The organism is Methylobacterium sp. Leaf100 (assembly GCF_001422845.1).
In the GTDB taxonomy this organism is placed as follows: Bacteria; Pseudomonadota; Alphaproteobacteria; order Rhizobiales; family Beijerinckiaceae; genus Methylobacterium.
Genome location: NZ_LMMW01000002.1, coordinates 13082 through 33931, shown reverse-complemented (window position 1 = coordinate 33931; position 20850 = coordinate 13082). Strand labels below are relative to the sequence as shown.

The 20850-nt window shown below is 67.5% G+C and carries 25 protein-coding genes and 1 tRNA gene; 13 read left to right on the top strand and 13 right to left on the bottom strand.

Going from position 1 to position 20850, the window contains the following annotated elements; all coding sequences use genetic code 11:
- Nucleotide 1: 1 nt before the first annotated feature.
- From ASF25_RS03190 to ASF25_RS03180, 3 genes are read left to right on the top strand one after another with little or no spacing between them, the layout of a single operon-like run.
- The gene (locus ASF25_RS03190) at nucleotides 2-1090 is read left to right on the top strand and encodes an ABC transporter ATP-binding protein (protein WP_056303229.1); all 1089 of its coding nucleotides are present in this window, start codon (nucleotides 2-4) and stop codon (nucleotides 1088-1090) included.
- Between the two features lie 13 nt (nucleotides 1091-1103).
- Entirely contained in the window at nucleotides 1104-2000 is an 897-nt protein-coding gene (locus ASF25_RS03185) for an ABC transporter permease subunit (RefSeq protein ID WP_056362103.1), read from the top strand.
- Entirely contained in the window at nucleotides 1997-2785 is a 789-nt protein-coding gene (locus tag ASF25_RS03180; protein ID WP_056303228.1) for an ABC transporter permease, read from the top strand. The genes ASF25_RS03185 and ASF25_RS03180 overlap by 4 nt, the downstream gene beginning before the upstream one ends.
- Nucleotides 2786-2845: 60 nt before the next feature.
- Here the strand turns inward: ASF25_RS03180 and ASF25_RS03175 are convergent, their stop codons facing one another.
- Nucleotides 2846-4795, bottom strand: coding sequence for an AsmA family protein (locus ASF25_RS03175; RefSeq protein WP_244472880.1), 1950 nt, complete (start codon nucleotides 4793-4795; stop codon nucleotides 2846-2848).
- A 249-nt stretch (nucleotides 4796-5044) separates the two neighbouring features.
- Between ASF25_RS03175 and ASF25_RS03170 the strand changes: the two genes are divergently transcribed.
- The 3 genes from ASF25_RS03170 to ASF25_RS03160 all read left to right on the top strand — a co-directional run bounded on the left by ASF25_RS03170 (nucleotide 5045) and on the right by ASF25_RS03160 (nucleotide 6992).
- Nucleotides 5045-5773 carry a CoA transferase subunit A gene (locus tag ASF25_RS03170; RefSeq protein ID WP_056174004.1) on the top strand — a complete coding sequence of 243 codons (729 nt, stop codon included), beginning with the start codon at nucleotides 5045-5047 and terminating at the stop codon, nucleotides 5771-5773.
- Between the two features lie 22 nt (nucleotides 5774-5795).
- On the top strand, nucleotides 5796-6455 hold the full coding sequence (locus ASF25_RS03165; RefSeq protein ID WP_056174007.1) for a 3-oxoacid CoA-transferase subunit B: 660 nt from the start codon (nucleotides 5796-5798) through the stop codon (nucleotides 6453-6455).
- Nucleotides 6456-6596: 141 nt separating this feature from the next.
- Nucleotides 6597-6992: a hypothetical protein gene (locus ASF25_RS03160; RefSeq protein ID WP_056174012.1), complete on the top strand. Its 396-nt coding sequence runs from the start codon at nucleotides 6597-6599 to the stop codon at nucleotides 6990-6992.
- 65 nt (nucleotides 6993-7057) lie between these two features.
- Here the strand turns inward: ASF25_RS03160 and ASF25_RS03155 are convergent, their stop codons facing one another.
- Both ASF25_RS03155 and ASF25_RS03150 read right to left on the bottom strand, forming a co-directional pair.
- Nucleotides 7058-7615 carry a metallophosphoesterase gene (locus ASF25_RS03155; protein WP_056174015.1) on the bottom strand — a complete coding sequence of 186 codons (558 nt, stop codon included), beginning with the start codon at nucleotides 7613-7615 and terminating at the stop codon, nucleotides 7058-7060.
- A gap of 146 nt (nucleotides 7616-7761) precedes the next feature.
- On the bottom strand, nucleotides 7762-8130 hold the full coding sequence (locus tag ASF25_RS03150) for a hypothetical protein (protein WP_056174180.1): 369 nt from the start codon (nucleotides 8128-8130) through the stop codon (nucleotides 7762-7764).
- A gap of 284 nt (nucleotides 8131-8414) precedes the next feature.
- Between ASF25_RS03150 and gntA the strand changes: the two genes are divergently transcribed.
- The 4 genes from gntA (at nucleotide 8415) to ASF25_RS03130 (ending at nucleotide 11823) form a co-directional block, all read left to right on the top strand.
- Nucleotides 8415-9116, top strand: a complete 702-nt coding sequence (gntA, locus tag ASF25_RS03145) for a guanitoxin biosynthesis heme-dependent pre-guanitoxin N-hydroxylase GntA (protein WP_056174018.1) — start codon at nucleotides 8415-8417, stop codon at nucleotides 9114-9116.
- Entirely contained in the window at nucleotides 9109-9720 is a 612-nt protein-coding gene (locus ASF25_RS03140; RefSeq protein WP_056303226.1) for an urea carboxylase-associated family protein, read from the top strand. The genes gntA and ASF25_RS03140 overlap by 8 nt, the downstream gene beginning before the upstream one ends.
- Nucleotides 9721-9851: 131 nt before the next feature.
- Nucleotides 9852-10865 carry an SDR family oxidoreductase gene (locus ASF25_RS03135; RefSeq protein WP_056174024.1) on the top strand — a complete coding sequence of 338 codons (1014 nt, stop codon included), beginning with the start codon at nucleotides 9852-9854 and terminating at the stop codon, nucleotides 10863-10865.
- A gap of 1 nt (nucleotide 10866) precedes the next feature.
- Nucleotides 10867-11823 carry an alpha/beta hydrolase gene (locus ASF25_RS03130; protein WP_082502457.1) on the top strand — a complete coding sequence of 319 codons (957 nt, stop codon included), beginning with the start codon at nucleotides 10867-10869 and terminating at the stop codon, nucleotides 11821-11823.
- Between the two features lie 307 nt (nucleotides 11824-12130).
- Here the strand turns inward: ASF25_RS03130 and ASF25_RS03125 are convergent, their stop codons facing one another.
- Nucleotides 12131-12640 carry a ferritin-like domain-containing protein gene (locus ASF25_RS03125; RefSeq protein WP_056303224.1) on the bottom strand — a complete coding sequence of 170 codons (510 nt, stop codon included), beginning with the start codon at nucleotides 12638-12640 and terminating at the stop codon, nucleotides 12131-12133.
- 348 nt (nucleotides 12641-12988) lie between these two features.
- Between ASF25_RS03125 and ASF25_RS03120 the strand changes: the two genes are divergently transcribed.
- The 3 genes from ASF25_RS03120 to ASF25_RS03110 all read left to right on the top strand — a co-directional run bounded on the left by ASF25_RS03120 (nucleotide 12989) and on the right by ASF25_RS03110 (nucleotide 14900).
- A complete protein-coding gene (locus ASF25_RS03120) occupies nucleotides 12989-13750 on the top strand; it encodes a histidine phosphatase family protein (RefSeq protein WP_056174028.1) in 762 nt (253 codons plus the stop codon).
- 29 nt (nucleotides 13751-13779) lie between these two features.
- Complete coding sequence (locus tag ASF25_RS03115; protein WP_056303223.1) at nucleotides 13780-14664, top strand: NAD(P)H-hydrate dehydratase; 885 nt, start codon at nucleotides 13780-13782, stop codon at nucleotides 14662-14664.
- A gap of 160 nt (nucleotides 14665-14824) precedes the next feature.
- A tRNA-Ile gene (locus ASF25_RS03110) sits at nucleotides 14825-14900 on the top strand.
- Here ASF25_RS03110 and ASF25_RS03105 read toward each other — a convergent pair.
- The 9 genes from ASF25_RS03105 to ASF25_RS03065 form a co-directional block, all read right to left on the bottom strand.
- On the bottom strand, nucleotides 14857-15687 hold the full coding sequence (locus ASF25_RS03105; RefSeq protein ID WP_244472882.1) for a tyrosine-type recombinase/integrase: 831 nt from the start codon (nucleotides 15685-15687) through the stop codon (nucleotides 14857-14859). The genes ASF25_RS03110 and ASF25_RS03105 overlap by 44 nt on opposite strands.
- Before the next feature lie 296 nt (nucleotides 15688-15983).
- Nucleotides 15984-16184, bottom strand: coding sequence for a hypothetical protein (locus ASF25_RS03100; protein ID WP_056303221.1), 201 nt, complete (start codon nucleotides 16182-16184; stop codon nucleotides 15984-15986).
- Nucleotides 16184-16696 carry a hypothetical protein gene (locus ASF25_RS03095; protein ID WP_056303219.1) on the bottom strand — a complete coding sequence of 171 codons (513 nt, stop codon included), beginning with the start codon at nucleotides 16694-16696 and terminating at the stop codon, nucleotides 16184-16186. The genes ASF25_RS03100 and ASF25_RS03095 overlap by 1 nt, the downstream gene beginning before the upstream one ends.
- Nucleotides 16697-16737: 41 nt before the next feature.
- On the bottom strand, nucleotides 16738-17079 hold the full coding sequence (locus ASF25_RS03090) for a hypothetical protein (protein WP_056303217.1): 342 nt from the start codon (nucleotides 17077-17079) through the stop codon (nucleotides 16738-16740).
- Nucleotides 17076-17693: a hypothetical protein gene (locus ASF25_RS03085; protein ID WP_056303215.1), complete on the bottom strand. Its 618-nt coding sequence runs from the start codon at nucleotides 17691-17693 to the stop codon at nucleotides 17076-17078. Before ASF25_RS03085 ends, ASF25_RS03090 begins: the two co-directional genes overlap by 4 nt.
- Nucleotides 17683-17946, bottom strand: a complete 264-nt coding sequence (locus ASF25_RS03080) for a hypothetical protein (protein WP_056303212.1) — start codon at nucleotides 17944-17946, stop codon at nucleotides 17683-17685. The genes ASF25_RS03085 and ASF25_RS03080 overlap by 11 nt, the downstream gene beginning before the upstream one ends.
- Nucleotides 17943-18407, bottom strand: a complete 465-nt coding sequence (locus tag ASF25_RS03075; RefSeq protein ID WP_056303210.1) for a hypothetical protein — start codon at nucleotides 18405-18407, stop codon at nucleotides 17943-17945. Before ASF25_RS03075 ends, ASF25_RS03080 begins: the two co-directional genes overlap by 4 nt.
- Nucleotides 18404-20335 carry a hypothetical protein gene (locus ASF25_RS03070; protein WP_056303209.1) on the bottom strand — a complete coding sequence of 644 codons (1932 nt, stop codon included), beginning with the start codon at nucleotides 20333-20335 and terminating at the stop codon, nucleotides 18404-18406. Before ASF25_RS03070 ends, ASF25_RS03075 begins: the two co-directional genes overlap by 4 nt.
- Nucleotides 20336-20434: 99 nt before the next feature.
- Nucleotides 20435-20797, bottom strand: a complete 363-nt coding sequence (locus ASF25_RS03065) for a hypothetical protein (RefSeq protein WP_056303206.1) — start codon at nucleotides 20795-20797, stop codon at nucleotides 20435-20437.
- Nucleotides 20798-20850: the final 53 nt, after the last annotated feature.

Genomic DNA, 20850 nt, shown 5'->3' with positions numbered 1-20850 from the left:
CTTGGGCGATACCGGTTCAGTGCCCCGCCTCGGTCTGGAGGGAGTCACGAAGCGTTTCGGCGACGGGGTCGCCGTAGCGGATGTGTCGCTGGCCCTGGCGGCGGGGGAATTCTTCTGCCTGCTTGGGCCATCGGGCTGCGGCAAGAGCACGTTGCTGCGTCTGATCGCGGGTTTCGAGACGCCGAGCACCGGGCTCATCCGGGTCGATGGTCTGGATCTGGCAGGCCTGCCGCCGCATCGGCGGCCGGTGAACATGATGTTCCAGTCCTATGCCCTGTTCCCGCACAAGACCGTCGCGGGCAACATCGCCTACGGCCTCGATGGTCTGAGCCGGACGGACAGGAGTGCCCGGGTGAAGACCCTGCTGGCCCGCGTGCGCCTGGAGAACTTCGAAGACCGCAGGATCGAGACCCTGTCCGGCGGCCAGCGTCAGCGCGTGGCCTTGGCCCGCGCTCTGGCCCGCGAGCCGGGCGTCCTTCTCCTCGACGAGCCCCTCGGCGCCCTCGATCGGGGCCTTCGCGAGGAGACGCAAGGGGAGTTGCGCGCCCTCCAGCGCCGGCTCGGCACCACCTTCGTCATGGTCACGCATGATCCCGGCGAGGCGATGGCGCTGGCCGACCGCATCGGGGTGATGGATCGGGGCCGCCTCGTGCAGGTGGGCGACGCCGCCACCCTGTACGAACGTCCCGCGACCCGCTTCGTCGCCGGCCTGCTCGGCGACGTGAACCTGATTCCCGGCCGAATCACCGGGCGCGACGGCGAGTGGATCGTGGTCGAGACCGGGTTCGGCCCGCTGCGCGCCTCTGCCTCCGAATCCGCCCCGGGGGAGGGGGAAGCGGCCACCCTCGCCCTTCGCCCGGAACGGATCGGCATGGATGCCTCGGAGGGACCCGCCGGCACGATCACGGAGGTGACCTACCTCGGCGAGCGCGTGCGCAGGCAGGTCCGCATGAACGACGGTACGCTCCTGCGGGTGAGTACGCCGGCGGCGAGCCATGCATTCGGCCTCCAGGCCCGGGACCTCCATGGCCCAGGCGACACGATCCGCCTCGACCTCGCCCCTGAGGCCTGCCGGATCCTACCGCCATGATCCGGTTGCCGGCATGATCAGACCCGCCCGCCTCCTGGCCCTGGTACCGGCCCTGTGGCTCGGAGCCTTCGTGCTCCTGCCGGGCCTGATCATCCTCAAGATCAGCCTCTCCTCTGCGGCCACGGCCCAGCCGCCCTACCTGCCCGTGCTCGATTGGAGTGCGGGCCTGGAGGGGTGGAGCAGCTTCCTCGAAGCCCTCGATTTCACCAATTTCGAAACCCTCCTGAGCGATACCCTCTACCGGGACGCCGCCCTGTCGTCCCTGGCGCTGGCAGGGCTCGCGACACTGATCCTGGCGCTGATCGGCACGCCCATCGCCCATGCCATGGCGCGCGCGCCGGAACGGGCGCAGCCCCTGCTGGTCGCCCTCGTTATCGTGCCGTTCTGGACGAGCTTCCTCATCCGCATCTACGCCTGGATCGCGATCCTCAAGCCGGAAGGCCTCCTGAGCGGCGCCCTCCTGCGCCTCGGACTGGTCGACCGCCCCCTGGAGATCCTCGGCACGCAAGGGGCGATCCTCATCGGGCTGACCTACGCCTATCTGCCGTTCATGGTGCTGCCGCTCTACGCCGTCATGGCGCGCCTCGACCCGCATCTGCGCGAGGCCGCGGCGGACCTCGGCGCCTCGCCGGCGCGGGTCTTCTGGAGCGTGACCTTGCCCTTGGCGCGGCCGGGCCTCATGGCCGGAGCGCTCCTGTGCTTCGTGCCGATGGTCGGCGAATTCATCATCCCGGATCTGCTCGGCGGCTCCGACACCCTGATGCTCGGTCGCGTTCTGTGGAGCGAGTTCTTCTCCAATCGCGACTGGCCGCTGGCGTCCGCGGTGGCGATCCTCATGCTCGCCCTCCTGGTCGTCCCCCTGGTTCTCCTGCGCGACTCCGGCGCGCGTCCAGGGGAGGCGGGGCGGTGAGCGCCTTCGGCCGCCTCTCCTTAAGCCTCGGCCTCGCCTTCCTGTACGGGCCGATCTTCGTTCTCGTGGCGTACTCGTTCAACGCCTCGGCGCTGGTCACGGTCTGGGGTGGATTCTCGACCCGCTGGTACGGCGTACTGTTCGCCGACGGGCCGTTGCTCGCCGCCGCAACCGTGTCCCTGCACGTCGGCGTCGCGGCGGCGGCGCTCGCCACCCTGTTCGGCACCTTCGCGGCGCTCGCCCTCGATCGCGGCGGACGTTTCCCCGGTCGGCCCGTCTTCAGCGGCCTTCTCTACGTCCCCATGGTCATGCCTGAGGTCGTCGCCGGGCTCGCCCTGCTGCTGCTGTTCGTCGGAACCGGCTTCGAGCGCGGCCTCGTCACTCTCGTGGTAGCGCACGCCACCCTCGGCCTCGGCTTCGTCGCGGTGATCGTCAGTGCCCGGTTGAAAGGCATCGACCGTGCCCTGGAGGAAGCGGCCGCCGATCTCGGCGCCGGGCCGCTGCGTGTGTTCGCCACGGTCACCCTGCCGCTCATCGCTCCGGCAGTGGCGGCGGGCTTCCTGCTGGCCTTCACCCTGTCCCTCGACGATCTCGTGATTGCGAGCTTCGTCACCGGACCGGGCGCCACCACTCTGCCGATGCGCCTCTACAGCCAGGTCCGCCTCGGGGTGAACCCGGAAATCAACGCCGCCTCGACACTGCTGGTCGGTGGCGTCACCACCATCGTCCTCACCGCCTCATGGCTGTTGGCACGTCCCGCACGATCTTCGGTGAAATCCGTCTGATCGCCGCGCGATGCGGGCGACCATCGGCTGACGCTAGGGCGATGGGGCGACGGAGCAGGATCAGGGCGCGTAGGCACGGGCGGCCGGCGGCAGATCAGGCTTCCCGCCTGCCGCAGGGTGGCGCAGGGCACCGGTCGCCGTGAAGCCGGTGTCGCCATCCTCCGGGGCGGCCTTGCGGACCACGACGGCGTTCCACGGGCCGGTGATGGCATAGCTCGGCCCCGGTCGGGTGGTTCCATCGGGGGCCGCGCGCGGCAGGATCTGCGCCCGCGTCTCGATGCGACGCTCGGGGAGGACGACGGCGCCGCTCAAGGCTCCGGTCAGCGCCGATGTCCGCAGCGTGGCGTCGACGATTTCTCCGATGCCATCGACGACCCGCAGGCTCAGGCCTGCATGCTCGAAGGCGGTCCGGCCGTTGCGTCGGGCCAGCGCGCCGGCCGCGACGGCACCGTTGCGGTGGACGACATCTGCGAGATCGATCCCCGCCAGGGCACCACCGTCGATGGCGACGCTCGCGCGTCCATCGATATGGCGCACGAGGGCGTCCGGCGTCGTTCCAGCGCCCTCGAAGGTGAACTGACCGCGTGCGCCTCCGAACACCCAGCGATCCTGGCCGAGATCGACCAGGAGGGCGCCGAAGTCGAGACGGTCGAACGCGCCCTGGAGCCTGACCTCGGTCTTGTCCGGATCGTCCACCCCGGGCGTGAGGCCGAGGCGGCCCTTCACCAGCCCCCCCTGCAGGGTCGCGCGATTCAGGGATGCCTCGATACCGCCCTGGCGCACCAGGACGCTCGCGGCCACGTCCTCGAACGCGAGCGGTCCCATGCGGGCTTGGCCGGCCGAGATCCGCAAATCGAGGTCTCCCCCCGTGAGGGGCCGCAGGGCGAGACTGCGTCCGGTCCGACCCGGCGGGTCGTCCGCATCGAGGCCGAAGAGGCGCAGGGTTTCGGCGAGGAGGGGCGCGAGGTTGAGGGTGTCGGCCGCCAGGGTCGCCTGGATCGACGGACGCGCACCTGCCAGGGAAACGGAGCCGGCGCCCTCGAAACGGTCCTCGCCGATATTCAGGCGCACGCTCGGCAAAAGAAGGGTCCGCTCGCGTACCTCGAAGCGGCCCGAGAGGGCGAGGGCTTCGATCACCGGGGAGAGAGCCATATCGCCCCCCATCCACCCCAGGGTCTCGGACACGGATCGAGTCCGCAGACTGGCGCTGCCGGTGAGCGCCGGTTGAGCCGTGAAAGACCCATCTCCCTCGATGGAAAGGCTGCCCGCCGGCCAATCGGCCGTCGCCGCGAACGGGCTGCGTGCGCCGGCGGCGAGATCGGCCGCCCGTAATCCCGAAACGGTGAAGCGGGCCGGAACCGCGTTCCAGCGGAACGCGCCCGCGATGTCGATCTCCGCGCTCCAGGCCGGCCAGGAGACGTTGAGATCGACATCCTGCGCGGTCTGGGTCTGTCCGTCACGCAAGTCGCGCCCGGTCACGGTGACACGGCTCAGGGTCAGGCGACGGGGATGGGCCGCGCCCGGCTCCAACAGACGCGCGGCCCGTGCCCTCGGTTCGGCCCACCGCATATCGTCGTCGCGGGTCGGCAGGTTCACCATCCCGCCCTCGAGGGAGGCGGTGGTGACCTCGATGCGGCCAGTCAGGAGGGCGAAGAGATTGAACTGGAGCTTGAGGGCTCCGCCTTCGGCGAGGGGGATCTCGCCGCCCATCGAAGTGAGGCGCACGCCGCCGAGGCTGAGGCGGGGCAGGGGAAGGAGAGCCGATTCCGCGGGGCCGGAGGCGCTCAGGACGATCCCGTAGGTACGCGCGAGCGGGCCGCCGAGAAAGGCGACCGCGCGGTCGGTCGGTACCGCCCACGGGAGACAGCCCGCCGCGAGGCCGGCGGCCAGGACACCCAGGCCGAGGAGGGAAGCGAGACGTCGCAGCGACAGGGCACTCCGTGCGGAGGAACGCGAGCCGGACCCTTCCGGCGCGTCCAGCCGATGATCGTCACGGGCGCCCCCACCCATCGACGAACACTGATGCGATTCAAATCCCTACGCCCTCCGGAGCGGTTTGTCTCCCAGGGCCCGGGGCCGTGCACCGGCCAATGCCGGCGCGGGAGGGGACGTCCGAATCGGATGACACCGGTGGGGACCTGTCGGGGCGCATGGTAAACCCCCGCTGGTCATCACGAATTGCTTGGCGTAACCGCAGCGAGGCGCGATGCTGACGGCGGGCGGAAAACCTGTTGCCGGAGACCTTTGGGGAGGGCGTTGATGAAGAAGGTACGCAAGGATGCGACGGAGGCCCTGGCCGGTCTCCTGACCGACGGGATGACGGTGATGGCCGGGGGCTTCGGCCTGTGCGGGATCCCCGACGAACTCATCGACGCGATCCGCGCGTCGGGGGTCAAGAACCTCACCGTGATCTCGAACAACGCCGGCATCGACGGCGTCGGCCTCGGCAAGCTGCTCGAGACCCGGCAGGTCGCCAAGATGATTTCGTCCTACGTCGGCGAGAACAAGGAATTCGCCCGGCAGTATCTCGGCGGCGAACTCGCCATCGAGTTCAATCCGCAGGGGACCCTCGCCGAGCGCATCCGCGCGGGCGGTGCCGGCATTCCGGCCTTCTTCACCAAGACGGGCGTCGGCACCCTCATCGCCGAGGGCAAGGAGGTGCGTGAGTTCGAGGGTGAGAACTACGTGATGGAGCGCGGTCTGTTCGCCGATCTGTCCATCGTCCACGCCTGGAAGGGCGATACGGAGGGCAACCTCGTCTACCGGAAGACGGCGCGCAACTTCAATCCGATGATGGCCACGGCCGCCAAGGTCACCGTCGCCCAAGTCGAGCACCTCGTGCAGCCGGGCGAGATCGACGGTGACGCGGTCCACACGCCGGGCATCTTCATCAAGCGGATGATCCACGTGGCGACCCGCGAGAAACGCATCGAGCAGCGCACGACGCGCAAGCGCGGCGAGCCCGCCATCCCCCCCGCCGCCGTCTGACGAGAACGCAGGAGACACCCCCATGGCCTGGACCCGCGAACAGATGGCGGAGCGCGCCGCCAAGGAGCTGCGCGACGGCTTCTACGTGAACCTCGGCATCGGCATTCCGACGCTGGTGTCGAACTACATTCCCGACGGCATGTCGGTACAGCTGCAATCGGAGAACGGCATGCTCGGCATGGGCCCGTTCCCGTTCGAGGGCGAGGAGGACCCCGACCTCATCAACGCCGGCAAGCAGACCATCACCGAGCTGCCGACCACGAGCTACTTCTCGTCCTCCGACTCGTTCGGAATGGTGCGGGGCGGGCACATCAACCTGTCGATCCTCGGCGCCATGCAGGTCGCTCAGAACGGCGATCTCGCCAACTGGATGATCCCCGGCAAGATGGTGAAGGGCATGGGCGGCGCCATGGACCTCGTGGCCGGCGTCAAGCGCGTCGTGGTGGTGATGGAGCATGTCGCCCGCAACAAGGACGGCTCCGAATCCCCCAAGCTTCTCTCGGCCTGCGACCTGCCGCTGACGGGAACGCAGGTGGTCGACCTCGTGATCACGGATCTCGGGGTCTTCACCATCGACAAGAAGGGGAACGGCGGCATGACCCTGATCGAGCTCGCCGACGGCGTGACCGAGGACGACATCCGGGCGAAGACCGAAGGGGCCTTCACGACGCGTCTCGCCTGAGCCGCCTCGTTTCGGGACGCCGAAGCCGGGCACGGCGCCCGCATGGCTAAGCGCCCGTTAAGCCGACTCGTCGAAATGTCGGCGCAGGCCGGGGACCGGGGGTTCCCGGCCTGCGTTGCGTAAGACGAGGATGATCGGCTGATGGATCACGTTCCGGCAAGGATGGACAATGTCGTGCCGTTCCGGCGGGCGGCCCCCACGACCCCACCCCCGGCCGGAAGCGTTCCGCGCAAGGCCACCAACGCGACCCGGCGCGGCGACCAGCGCGCGGTGATGGATGCGGTCTACGCCACCGGCACTCTGGCGGTCGCGGCCGGGGACCGGGAGACCAAGCTCATCGCCGCCCGTCTCCAGGTCTACGGCTTCCTGACCATCGAGGAGATCGACACCGACGGTGCGCTCCGGCGCCTGCGGCCCTCCGAGTCGATCCGCGCCCGGCCCGAACGCCCCTGGCGTGTCACCAAGGCGAGCTACGGCGCCGGTCTCGCCGTCTCGATCCCGGCCGTCGACGGCTTCCTGTTCGAACAGCCGGCCTGAGCGGAGGGCATCATGCGGTTCCCAGCGGAGCCGTGCGCTCGGGGCTAAGATCCTCGCGTTCGAGCTCAGCGCAGGCCGCGCAGCGCCATTTCCTCCGGCGCCTGTTCGGCGGCGTCCTGGCGCGCCAGCGCGGTCGCGAGATCGACGGGGCGGTAATCCCATGCGTCCATGCCGACATCGCAGGCACGGCTCGTGTCGGGCAGGCACGCATGCGTGTGTCCGTAGAGATGCCGCGTCCCACGCCAGAAGCCCGGCCAGGACCGGTGCGGGTAGTGCGACAGGAACAGGCGCCACGCCGCGCCGTCGGATGCCGCCACGGTGATCCGGGCGCTCGCCTCCGGCGGATCCGCCCATGGCAGGTCCAGCACCCGGTTGGTGTCGTGATTGCCCCGGATGAGCCGTTTGGTGCCGTTGAGGCGCGCGAACACCCACGCGCAATGCGCGCGACTGGCCCCTGCGGCGAAGTCCCCGAGGTGCCAGACGTCGTCGTGGGGGCCGACGACGGCGTTCCAGCGGTCGATCAGGGCTTCGTCATGGCCCTCGACGGAGCCGAAGGCGGACCGGCGCCGCTCGACGAGGGGCGCGTCTCCGAAGTGGGTGTCGGCCGTGAAGAAGGTTGCCATGCATCCTGCCGGGAGGGGCGCCCCCGGGACTCGAGAACGGCGAAAGGGCTCGCGGTTCCCGACATGGCGCGGCCCGAGCGGCCAGCAAGGCGACGTGCTGACTCAGGCGAGCCGACACCGTCGTCCTCCTGGCCGAACCGGCGCCGTCAGTCGTTGACCGCCGGAATGGCGAGCGGGGGTGTCTGCTGGTGCTGCACGACACGCCACTCCTCGTGGGAGAGACGTCGATACGTCGAGGTGCAATTGGCTTCGTAGGTCTCATCGTCCCGCGAGGCTTTCGCATTGTAGGCGATGACGATGAGGCCTTCCTGCGGACGGGAGATCTGGCCGTTGGAGATGTCGATGTGCGACCAGCGCGGCGTATTGGCGACGGCCTCGATCGCCTGATTGCCACTCATCACGAAGGGTGGGTGCGGCAGGACCATCAGGCATTCGCCGTCGACCAGTTCGCGATAATGATCGGCATCGCCGACCCAGAGACTCTTCTCGAAAGACCAGACCCGATTGTCGTCCACGGTGATATTCTCCCTCGTCCAAGGCTCGAGATCCAAGGCTGGTAGGAGAAGCCCAGCGCCGAAGGTTCGTTCCGCCGTCGTTCCGAGCCCTCGAATACGCTGCCCGTCGAGGATCGGGCCGACGGCCTGAACGCGGGGGTCGTACCGACGAGCGAATCCCCTGTTGGCAAGTCCCGCGACTTCTCGTCCACCTCGGAACACCCTGCACCTGCCCCCTGTTGCCCAGATCCACGCCACCGGCTGCCGCACTCCTGCGCAACCGGGTGGCTGAGTGACGAGTGCGTATGCAGTTTCCGAGAGACGACCGCGATCACGCTTTGGCCCACGCGTTCCGCGACTTCATCCGCGACCCGCCGTTCCCCTGTGTCGGCGCGAAATCGGCCTTGTCCAAGGGGCAGATGAAGATCGTGGTGGCCCGCGACATCACCTCCGGCTGGGACGACATGCGGATCTATCCCGCCCTCCTGGCCTTCGCGGCGCGCTACAAGCGGGCGCCTGATCTGTTTCAGAGCTTCGCAGTGGTGTTCGAGGGGCCGGGCGACCTCGGGGAAGAGCAGTTCGAGCGCCATCTCTGGGCCCGCGCCCAATCCCTCGCAGACAAGGATTGCTGGCTTGGCCAGCCATGGGACCAGCGTGTAGCCGACGATCCCGAGAGTCCGCATTTCTCCCTGAGTTTCGGCGGCGAGGCCTTCTTCATCGTCGGCCTGCATCCACGCGCGAGCCGACCCGCCCGGCGCTTCTCCTCTCCGGCGCTCGTGTTCAATCTTCACGCCCAGTTCGAGGCCCTGCGGGCGGCCAACCGTTACGAGAAGCTGCGGACCTCGATCCTCGAACGCGATGCGGCGTTGGCCGGGTCCGTGAACCCGATGCTGGCCCGCCACGGGGAAATGTCGGAGGCGCGCCAGTACAGTGGGCGGGCGGTGTCCGAGGCTTGGCGCTGCCCCTTCCAGGGCCGGACCGGAGCAGGCGGAACACACGATGTGTGAAGCGCACGCATTCAAAGAGATCGCGCCGCGCTCAGGCGTCGCCTTCACCCTCGACAGGGGGCAGCGCCTCACGGTCATCGACCCGAAGGGCGAGCAGGTCGCGGATCTGTTGGCCTACAACCGGCACGATACCGGTGAAGTTCTGTCCTCCGGGCGCACCCTCGACTACGCGAGCCGGATCTACCTCACCACGGGCGACCCACTGTATTCCAACCGCTCCAACGTGATGCTCACCATCGTGGCCGACACGGTCGGGCGTCACGACTTCCTGCTGACCCCGTGCTCGAAGGATACCTTCCGGATCATCTATGGCGACACCGCCCCGCATCGCGGCTGCTTCGGCAATCTGGCAGCGGCGCTCGCCCCCTACGGCATCGAGCCGGATCAGATCCCCATCGCGTTCAACTGCTTCATGAATGTGCCCATCGATGCGACGACCGGTGTCATCCGCGTGGAGGCGCCCCTGAGCCGGGCGGGAGATCACATCACCTTCGAAGCTCAGACCGACCTCGTCATCGGCCTGACGGCGTGTTCGGCCCTGCAATCCAACAACGGGAGCTTTAAGCCGATCCATTACCGAATCGATCCTCCAGCAGGTGCATGAGCGGAAGGGGGACATTCCGGCGCGCGTGAAATCCGCGCAAGCCCGTCATTGTCCGCAACGCCTCCGACTCCCGCGCGTAGGCCTTCCGATAGGGGCCCTCGCTGGCACCCACCGAAGCGGAGGAACGGTAGATGAAGCATAAGGCCCTGCGCGATCAGGTGATCGTCATCACCGGCGCCTCGTCCGGCATCGGCCTCGCGACCGCCCGCATGGCCGTGAAGAGCGGCGCGCGCGTCGTGCTCGCGGCCCGCAGCGGCACGGCCCTCGCCGCAATCGTGTCGGAGATCGAGGCAAGCGGCGGACGGGCGGTCTCCGTCGTGGCGGATGTCGGTGTGCGGTCCGATGTCGAGACGATCGCAGAAATGGCGGTCGCGACGTTCGGAGGCTTCGACACCTGGGTCAACGTCGCCGGCGTCACCATCTACGGTTCGCTGACGGAGGTGTCCGACACAGATCATGCCCGACTGGTGCAGACCAACCTCTGGGGCACCGTCTATGGCTCCCTCGTCGCCGTCGCGCATCTCGGGCGGCAGGGTGGAGCGCTCATCAATGTCGGCAGCGTCGCCTCCGATCTCGCCTTCCCGTTCCAGGGAATGTACTCGGCGACAAAGCATGCGGTGAAAGGCTTTACCGATGCGTTGCGCATGGAATTGCGACACGCCGGTACTCCGGTCTCGGTAAGCTTGATCAAGCCGACGTCCATCGACACGCCCCTGCCACGGCGTGCCCGCAACTACATGAACCGCGAACCGATGCTGCCCCCGCCGGTCTACCCGCCGGAAGAGGTCGCAAACGCAATCCTGCACTGTGCCGTGCATCCGCAGCGCGACGTCTTCGTCGGTGGCGCCGGAAAGGTGTTCGCGGCCAGCAAGGAATTCGCGCCCGGCGCGTTCGATCTCCTCGCCCCGGCCATCGTCGCCTTTCAGCAGCGGCCCGGCCGCCCGAGACGTCCGGCGGGCACGCTCCACGGACCGGAGCAGGACGACACCGGTCATGCGAGGGGCGATCAGCCCGGCTACGTCATGCGAACGAGCGCCTATACCCGTGCCAGCCTTCACCCGGTCGCGCTGATCGCCGGCGCAGTCGGTCTCGGCCTTGCCGCGACGGCTCTGGTGGCGCCGCGTTCCACCGGCCGACGGTCCTGAGATGAGGGCGACCGCACAACGCCTGCCATCCCCGCCACCCGTTCAACCTTCGACGGCCGACCGGGCTGTGGCGCGCCGGGCCGTCGACCTGGGCCAGGGTCGCACCCTCGCCTATGCGGAGGCGGGGGAGGGCCCCGCCATCGTCCTCATCCACGGGACATTGATGGCCCTGGAGGATTCCTGGCTCGCCCTCGTGCCGACCTTGGCCCAGCACTATCGCGTCATCGCGGTGGATCGACCAGGCCATGGGATGAGTGCGCGGCGGCGGCTCGTCGATGCCTCGCCCTGGCGCCAAGCGGAGATCATTCGGGATGCGATGGCGGCCATCGGCGTCGACCGCCCGTTGCTGATCGGTCACTCCTTCGGGGGCACCGTCGCGTTGTGCCACGCCCTGCGATTTCCGGAACAGACGGCCGGAATCCTCGCCCTCGCGCCGCTGTGCTTCCCGGAGATGCGTCTGGAACAGGTGCTCTTCGGGCCGCGGTTCACGCCCGGCCTCGGAGAGGTTCTGGGGCCATTGCTCGCGGGATCGGCCGACCCTGCCCTGCTGCCGCTCCTATGGCGCGCGATCTTCCTGCCTCAGGCCATGCCGTCCTCGGTTGCCGAACGCTTTCCGTTCGCGCTGGCGAGCGGGTCGGAGCGGATGATCGCCGAAGGGGAGGATGCCGTCAGTGTCTGGACGGCGCTGACCCGCGCCGCGGCCGCTTACGGAACCTGCAAGGTGCCGGTTCATATCCTCGGGGGCACCGCCGACCTGGTTGTCAACAACGCCCTCCACGGCGCTCTGGCGGCGCAAGCGATCCCGCGCGCGCACTTCGACTGGGTGCCGGGCGCCGGCCATATGCTTCATCATTTTCACCAGAACACCGTGCTGGCGTCCGTGAGAGATCTGATCGAGCGTGACCACGTCGGACAAACAGGTCGGACAGGCGCAGCGCCCAAACTCGGCACACGGTGATCTCGGCCGACGAAGCTCGGGCCGAGACGCAACGGCACCGTCGAAACACGCGACAGCCCCGCCGCCCGATCGGATCACGGGTCGACGGGGCGTGCTTACGCAACAGGAGCCGGTACGCAACTTGGCTCGCAGCGAGAATGCCGGGGCTCGGTTATCATCACGTATCGTCACGGAACCCGGATTTCCCGAAACGGGAAAGGCCTCGAAGGCTCGGGGCCTATCCCACGTCGGTAGACACCGCGCCGAGACGTCCGGACCCTCGCCGGGTCGACCCGGGCCGCCGGGCTGTCTTCCCCACGCGCGAGCGCTACCGGCTCGCAGTCGCACCGCTCAGGGTCAGTTCGAGGTAGCGCTGGGTCGTCGGCGCCACGAGGGCGGCGACGGCTTTGGCCATGCCTTCCTCCTGCTGGAGGGACAACGTGAAAGCCGACCTGTGCGCGCTCTGGCCGGCAGCCTCGCCGATGGTGAGAAGCGACGTATAGGCGGCGATCTCGAAATTCTCGAAGGCTTGGTTCGCAAAGGTGTTCTTGAGGATCTCGTCCTGGGCCGGCACGTGAGCGATGGCCATCATGTTGCCGACGAATCCAAGGAATCCCTCCTTCAGGACAGACGGCGTTTCCGACAGGGACGAGAGAGCTTCCTCCAACCGGTCGCGTTGGCCATGGGTTTCCTCGATGTGGCGGCGGAGAGCGACCTCCATCTCCGGATAGTTCTCGAGGCGCTCGACCTGCCGCTCCATGATCTGGAGCGCCTGCAACTCCAGGGCGTGGGTATTCTTGAGGGCCGTGACGTAGATCGCTCGTGCATCGATGGTCATCGGACGCTTTCCTTACGACGATGGCGGCTATGGCCAAGTTACTGCGGTGAACTGCGCCTTGATGGCACGTGGTTCTTCGACAACTCTGCTCATGCCAACCCGTTGCGTATGCGCGATCAGAACCACGATGACGCTGAGCCGCACCTTCCATCCCGTTGGTGATCTTGCCCGTTGGTGATCTTGTGACACTTTGCCCCCGCCGCCACGCGAGCATCGAGCATCAAGCCATGGGCAACCCTGCGAGGCGACGAGGCCGGCGGCCCGGGAACCGAGGCGGCACCCAACCGGAACGTGGCCGCTGGCGGGGCGTTGCGCTCGGTCTAACCGATCGGCGCTCCGGAGATTTCCGTGCCACAGGGACACCCACTTCGCCTCTGGATCGTCCGCCACGGCGAGAGCTCCGGCAACGTCGCCCGAGATGCCGCACAGGCGACGGGCGCAGCCCGGATCGACATCCCCGAGCGCGATGTCGACGTCCCCTTGAGCGCCCTCGGACATCGGCAGGCCGGTGCCGTCGGCCGCTGGTTCGCGGCCTTGCCCGAGGACGAGCGCCCGAATTTGCTCCTCGCCTCGCCCTATCGTCGTGCGGTCGAGACCGCCGAAGCGATCAGGGGGGCGGGCGGCCTCGCGGCGGCGGCACCACCGCTTCTCGTCGACGAGCGCCTGCGGGAGAAGGAATTCGGTATCCTCGATCGCCTGACACGCGCCGGCATCGAGCGATACCATCCCGAGCAGGCCGCACTCCGGAGCGACCTCGGAAAGTTCTACCACCGCCCCCCAGGCGGCGAGAGCTGGTGCGACGTGATCCTGCGCCTGCGCAGCGCCCTCGATACGATCTCGCTCCATCACGATGGCCGCCGGGTGCTTCTCGTCGCACATCAGGTCGTGGTGCTGTGCTTGCGGTATCTTCTCGAGGAGATGACCGAGGATGGGATCCTCAGCATCGACGCGGACGGCGACGTGGCGAATTGTGGGGTGACCGAGTACGCCTTCTCGGCGTCGGCAGCGCCCGGCAGCGGTCTCGCGCTGGTGCGCTACAACTTCGTCGCACCCCTTGAGGCGGACGGCGCCCCCGTTACCTCCGAACCGGACACCGACGCCGTGCAATAGTTTTCGCGGCGACGATGGAGGATCGGTCCATGCAGTCCGTCACGCCAGTCACCGAGCACCTGCTCCGGAGCATGGCCCCGCCCGAGCCGGACGGCGACAGCAAGGACAGTCGCGGTCGTGTGCTGATCACGGCGGGCTGCACCGGCCTTCCCGGCGCGGTACTTCTCGCCGCCAATGCGGCCCTGCGCGCCGGCGCCGGAAAGGTGCAGCTTGCCGTCTGCCGCGATCTCGCGATCCCGATGGGACTCGTCGTCCCGGAAGCCTTGGTGGTCGGCCTGCCACAGACCGAGGATGGCGGCATCGGCCGGGCCTGCGCCGACGGCCTCGCATCGCGTGCGGCATCCAGCGATGCGGTTCTGATCGGACCCGGCATGGCCGAGGACGCGGATACCGAGGCCGTGACCACCGCGCTCGTTCACAAGGCGAGGGACGTCGCCATCGTCCTCGATGCCGGCGCCCTGATCGCGCTCCGTGCCGAAACCGACCTGACCCGCACGCGTAGGGAACCTGCGATCATCACCCCGCATGCCGGCGAGATGGCCCAGCTCCTCGGCCTGGAGCGCGAGGCGATCGAGGCCGATCCCCTCGCCGCGGCACGCCAAGCGACGGAGCGCTTCGGAACGGTGACGATCATGAAGGGCGGCCGGACTCACATCGTCGTCCCCGACGGCCGCGCATGGTGCTACGAGACGGGACATGTCGGATTGGCGACCTCCGGATCGGGGGACACGCTCGCCGGCATCATCGTCGGTCTGCTCGCCCGCGGCGCCGGACCGGAAACGGCCGCCCTGTGGAGCGTGTACGTTCACGGCGAAGCCGGTCGCCGCCTCGGACGCCGCTATGGCGGGATCGGCTACCTCGCCCGGGAAATCCCGAACGAGATCCCATCCATTCTGGCCGAGGTGCTCGTTTAGGTAGGAGATCGGCGGAGCTGAAGCCTGCCGGTCGGAGCGCAATCGAGTCTCGGCGGTCTGACGCAATCCAGCCTTGCCGAGCGGCCGACTTCGCGATAGCCAGACGCATCGGCCCCCGTTCCCCGCGCGGATGGGAAGGCATAGGCTGAACCGATAAGTCGGGCCTGTAGCTCAATGGTTAGAGCCGACCGCTCATAACGGTCTGGTTGCAGGTTCGAGTCCTGCCGGGCCCACCATCGGCTTTTTAAGCCGTTGAGAAATAAAGATTTTTCGCTTTCGATCCCGCACCGGAGCCGATGGTGCGGGAGAAGTCCTCGCCTCTCGGGCCAGCTTGGCGCGGTTCGCCGTCCGCGTGTAGGTCGCGCTTTCCCGGCTTCCGTCCGCCCATCCGAACAGCGCGTTGAGCTGGGATTCCGTCGCGCCCTCTTCGACGGCCCGGCGCGCGCCGGCCTTCCTCAGCCCATGCGCGGACCCGGGGCACTTCGCTTCGCGGCAAGCCTTCCCGAACCAGTTGCCGAACGACTCCTTACCGAAGGGCAGGCCCCGTTCCGTCGCGAGGAACGTCAGCTCGCCCGTGGCTGCGGCGGCGATCGAAGCGGCGAGGGGAGGGAGGATCGGCGCGATCACCACCATGCCGGTCTTCTCAGTGCGGATCGTGAATTCGCCGTTGCGGATGTGGGGCCTGCCAAGGCGCACCACATCGCCCCGACGCAACCCGGTGAAGAGCAGAAGATCGAAGGCGAGCCGCTGGCGGGTACCGACCGGCCACTTCGCCTCGAAGCGCTCCAGCTCGTCCTCGGTCCAGGCGTGGAAGCCGTCTTCGTTGTTGCCGGCTAGGAGCTTGATGCCAGTGGTCGGGTCGACCTTCACGTGTTCGGCGTCCAGGGCCCAGCGGAAAAGCCCACGCAGGGACTTCAGGAAGTTGTTGGCGGCATAGGGGGTGTCACGGCGGCGGTCACGGCCGGCGAGGATCGCGCGGCGATCGATCACCGACAGCAGCTCAGCGCCCGCCGTTTTCTCCATGGCGCGGTAGAACCCGTGCCGCTGCTTGCGGGTAGCGGGCTTCAGTTCGGACCATTCGGCCGAGGCGACATACTTCGCGATCAGCCAGGATAGCGTGCCGGGCTTCGGGCCGGCGACCGGCGCGAGTGGCTTGCCCTCGACCGCGAGGCGGTAGTCGCGCCAGAATTCGGGGCTGCCGTAGGCCTCGCGCATCCGGGTGCGCGGCCCCTGGCCGACCCGCACGTACCAAACCACGGTGCCGTGGCGGGTGGTTTCACGGACCAGATGGGGCGGGCGAGGGCGCGGCATGTCGGCGGTCATAGGACCACCACGCGCTCATCGTTGGCAACCTCGTCCGGCAGTTGGGGCGCGGCAGCGTGGTCCGGCGGAAGCACCGTCTCGACCGCGACGCCATCGGAGCGAACGACGACCCGCATCACCGGCAGACCCGCGGCCTGGACGGCCCGGATCGCCCTGGCGATATCGGCCTGCGTGACGACGGCGGCGCGGCGGGGCATCAGCCGACTTTCGCTTCGGCGGCCAGATCCCGCGCTTGATGGCACCGCGCCACGACGGTTTCGATCCAAGACGCGTTCGCGTTCGTTGGCCACCGTTTGCCTGTCATGATGTCGGTGAGGATCTTGACCTCAAAGTCCCGCAGGAAACGACCGCCGTGCTTCCTCGCGATCGACCGGTTCAGGGTGAAGCAGTGCTGGCAGACCTCCTGCCAGGATCCTATCGCGCCCTGTCGAAAGATCGGCAGCCCGAACTTGCGGGTCATGGCGTCCGGATGGTCTGGAGCACCCCCGACAGGTTCGGCTTGCCGGAACTCGTTGGCGTAGTTCCATGGGGCTGCCGACCCTGCGTCCCCATTCGACGCGGCGTCGCGGTTCGGCCGAGGCTCGGCTACGGTCTGCATCCGGTTGAGGGTGTCGGCGAGATCGTGAAGGTCGGTGCCGGCCGTCGTCAGGGTACGGGCGATGGCTCGCGCGGCGGCGATGACTTCGCCGTCCTTGTCGCTGGCGAGCAATGGAACGAGTTTGGCGACGCGCTGAGCTAGGGTCCGAGCTATCATGATGCGCCTCCCAACGCTTGGGCTCGTCCGTCCGAGCGGGGATGGAAAGGGCTCGCTGTGCTCTCGGCCCAATCCGGGTTCTCTCCTTCCGGTCCGAACAGATCCGGCACAGCATCCTCGACGGCGCGATAGAGCTCGACCAGCCGCTTGCACTCGCGGTCGTAGGCCTCGCCGCGGTCGTCGTCAGATGCCAGAACGCGATCCTCCAGCGCGTAGGCCTGCCCGGACAGGAACCCCTGGAACACCATGTCGAAGGCGATGAAGCCGATATGATCGCGCAGGTAGACTGGCAGGTCGCGCCATGCGGTGTTGATCTCGACGGGGCCGGGGATCTTCATGCGGGCCTCCCAAGCGAACGGAGATCCAGGCCGGGGTCGCACCCCTCCAAGGATCGGGCGATGTGAAGGAAGGCGCTCTCGGCCATGCTCTCGCCGAGGCGGACGTAGTGACAGACCAGCGCGCGCAAGCCGCCGAGGGTCGCCGGCGGCGTCTGATCCAGGGCCTTCCATGCGTGATGTGCGCGCTCGGCCGCGGCGTTGCACCGGCACATCGACGACTCATCGTCCTCGTCGCGGGTTTCGCAGGCGACGGTGTGTGCGATCTCGGCGGTGTTGGCCGCGTCGAGGACGGCGTAGATCGGATCCGGTACGCCGGGGTCGGAGGTCGAGCTTCCCAGAAGCATGACGATCTCGGCGATGCGGGCCTCGGCGCGGCCATAGGCCGGCTGATAGTCCGCCGCGAACTCGGCCTCCTCCGCGAGCCACCAGCGCAGATGCTCGACGAGAGCGGTGGCGCCCGCTCGGGTCGCACAGAACGTCGCCAGGACGGCGTCCAGGGCGTCCTGCATCTCGCAGCAGGCGTTGACACTGTCCTCGCCCTCCGGCGCGATCTGGAACGTGTCCCAGGCCTGCCGGTGGTGGGCGATGGCCGCGTGAATAGGATCAGGCGGCATCTCGCTCCTCCCTGTCCCTCAGACGGACAACGAGGATGTGGAGGAGGTCGCTGCACTCCGTGCGGCGGTACCGATCACGGGCCCAGGTGTAGGCAATGGCCGGCCAGAAGTCCCCGCGCGGCCCTCGACTGATCGTGAGCCCTTGCCGGACGGTCTGCATTACCTTCGGCTGGGCGAGCAGGGAATCGAGCTTCGCGGTGGGCCAAACGCGTCCGCCAACGTCGTGGTAGCCGGGGAGATCGGACACGCTCATCGGTCCGGCCCTCCGGCATCGGCGAACAGCAGGGGCTGCTTTTCCTGAGCGAGGGCCCATACCTCGACGCAGGTTTCGTGGCCCAAGAGTTCGTAGGCGGCCTGGACGAAGGCCTGCCGCTTGGCGTCGACCTTCGATGCCGACTGCGCCTGACTGGCGCCAAGCGCTGCTGCCTTCTCGGCACGGCGCAGGACACCGATCCGTTCCTGCAGGACCGGTCGGCTTCGGCGCTTGCGCTTGAGCGCAAGTTCCGCCCGGGTCCGCCAGGTCGGATCGTCCGTCCCGGTGCCAAGGGCAATCTGGTCCTCGATCGCCAGGATAGCCCCGTCGATCTCAGCCAGGATCGCCTGTCCCTGCGCGCTCGTCTCGATGGCATCCACGCGGATCTCGGTGCCGTCGCGCAGAAGGATGGTGGTGACGCCCCTGATGGGGGGCGTCGGGAGTTGGAAAAGAGAGGTCATGATGCAGGCGCCTGCTTCGAGGCATTGCTACCCAGCACCCTCAGGGTGTCGGAAACCAGCGCGTAGAGGATGCCTACTTCGTCATCCGCATCGAGTTTTTCGGCCTGGGCATCGCGGTCCGCCCAGGGGATTAAGCTTGCAGCAATCTCAGCCTTAACAATCAGGCCACGGGCCGTATGTGCTTTGAGGGACCGGGCGCGGAGAGCTGCTGCATCGTGGGCTCGGGTAGCCGCCTGTGCTGCCATTCGAAGCCCCGGGATGTCGTGGGCAAGCTCCCTCCGCTCGACCTCAGCGCGCCAGCCATCCCATGCCGCGATAATCGCCTCGGCGCGCTTTTGGGCATTCTGGTCCACCTTCCGGTAGCCGCCGCCTGCGAGCAACTCGCCCTCAGGTTTTCCACCGATGAAGACCCCCATCCTCGGAGTAGCTCTTAGCTCTTCGATCTGGTTGGAACCATAAGGAGCGTAGCCTTTTGCAGTTTGGTGCGGGAGCGGAAAGCCGCTCGCGACATCGTAGCCATAAACCCGCAACTCACGGGGCATTTCCGGAGCATTGAGGGCTTCATTTGCATCGTCTAGTCGGTCAAAAGTCCGTTTCATTTCCGCAACGAGCCCAGGCCATTCTTGTCCAATACTGACTAATTCGGCATCAAGATCAAAATCAACGTTTCCGCCGAGTGCTCGGACACGAAGAGCATGATCGCGAAGGGCGATATCGGTGGTCAGCACCTTGTCGATGGGCTCCTTACCAAAGTACTCAATGAGCGAATTCGCCAGTAACATACCCTCGGCGGCGATCTCCCGCAGCAACGCCGGGGGATGCACATCGTCGTGACGATCCTCGGGGAGATCGGAAGATCTGTCGATTTCATGCAGTCGCTCGGCTTCAAGCCTCAGCCTATCGACGATATTAATGAAGCCTGTCGGTTCAATGGCCGGGAAGGCCATGAAGCCAGCAGGCGGGTTGTTCCAATTTACCTTCGGCTCGGGGGGAGGAGCAGGCTCGCCGCTCAAGCTTGCGATGTCGCGCAGGACACACTGCCAAGCCAAGGCTTCCAGCGTGTTCGACGATGCATCGGAGCGGCTCGCGGCCTCCACCTCATCCTGGAACAGCGGCGCCTTGGCAGCGAGGTCAGCGAAGGATGTGACAGGAAATGCGAGGATGGCCTGTTGTAGGGTGATTCGCTGAGCGATCCGCTCCTCGTCATCCGGCCCATCCTGTGAACCGTTGTTCTCGGTATCGATCGCGGCGACCCATTCCGCGACCATGGAAGCCAGTTCCGGCGATGCGGAGCCGGCAGGCCTGCGAGAGGATGCACCCGCCGCGGGGATTGCCACTCGTTCCGCATCGAGCGGCGTACCCTTCCAATCGACACCAGCGAGCCTCAAGACGGACTGGATCAGCAGGCGGACCGGCTTCTGCGGAAGGTCTTCGTTCTCACCGAGGTCAGCATCCTCTTCGTAGTTGCCAGCCAACCAAACGGTGGGAATCACAGCCCGCGCATGCACAGCGAGACCGGCAAGAGATTTGGCCGGCACTTTCAAGATCTTGAGCCCATGACCGTCTGCCACCATGCCGAAGGCATCGTCCTCGTGGGCCTCGGCTTCGGTTACCCCCGGAAGCGTCCAGGCAGCCTCAACGTCCTTCAGGGTCGGGCCGCCTCTTGCCTTTGCTGCCTTGATGAAGTCGGATAAGCGCTCAGAAGGCTCACGATTGGCCTCGACGGCATCGAGCCACCGCTGATGGGCGGCATCGAACTGAGCGCCAAGCTGAAGCAACTCATGGTCGTCCGCCGGCCGACGCTCCGGGTCGGGGCGGGTGAGGAGCGCGGCGACGGCCGCGTCCAGCGCGCGGTCCTCCCCGGCATCGTCGCGAACGGCCTGCACAGCAGACACGGGGGTGCTATCAAGGCGGTTGCCCTGTTCCATGGTTTCAGATCCTTCGGTTTGGGGAAGGCCCTCGCTGGTGTTGCAGCACTGGCGGGGGCCGCTTGTGTCGGGTGGCGCGCCGCGCTTACCCGAAACCTCTCAGATGTCGTCGTCCTCGGGATCGCCGCAGGGCTCGCCGTGCAGGCAGACTGTCAGGACTCGCGAGGCGGTCAGGCGCGTCTCCGCACCCAGGGTTATGGTGCCGGTCGCCACGTCGTGGGTGTTCGAGGTGTAGAGGCCGCTGCGGACCATCGCGAACAGGATGGTGTTGATCTCACCGCCGCAGACCTCCTCGGGCAGGCCGAGCCAGTCCTGAAGGTGACGGAACAGCGCGAAGGGGCATATCGGCCCGGCGACGTGCGCCGTGTGCCGGATCGCTGCAGCGAGGAGGGAGCTACGCCACTCAGGTTGGCCGATCTGCGGATGCAGGTCCTGGGGACGGAAGGGGACAATCTGTGCCACCGCTCAACCCTCCATACGGAAAGCGCGGCGACCAGTCAGCCAGAGGCAGGCCA